This window comes from Treponema primitia ZAS-1, from assembly GCF_000297095.1.
Taxonomy (GTDB): domain Bacteria; phylum Spirochaetota; class Spirochaetia; order Treponematales; family Breznakiellaceae; genus Termitinema; species Termitinema primitia_A.
The window spans coordinates 1-303 of sequence record NZ_AEEA01000064.1 but is presented as its reverse complement, the minus strand read 5'-3'; the positions used below and the strand labels follow the sequence as shown (position 1 = coordinate 303).

The window sequence follows — 303 nt, the reverse complement described above, 5'->3', positions numbered from 1 at the left end:
GGCCTGGACCATTACCGCCACGGCGTATACCAAAGCCCCGCCGACCGTGGCGGCGGCCTGGGGCAGCGCGGAAACCACCATCAAGCCGGAGGGCAATTCGACGGTACCTATCACCCTGGCGCCCTATACGGGGAAAGATGCGGCGCAGGGAAAACTGCGCTATGCCATCGGCATAAGCGGGGACGGGGGCGTCATTGACCGGACGGGGCTTAGTTCCGCCAAGATAACCGTAACGAAAATCAATGCCGACGGCACGGACGGGGCACCGTACACCACGAACCTGAGCTGGTCTGGGGACACAGG

Annotated in this window: 1 protein-coding gene; it reads left to right on the top strand. The window is 63.7% G+C overall.

The annotated features are described in order from the left end of the window. A partial coding sequence (locus TPRIMZ1_RS18925; RefSeq protein ID WP_010259883.1) for a hypothetical protein occupies positions 1–303 on the top strand: 303 nt, incomplete at both ends.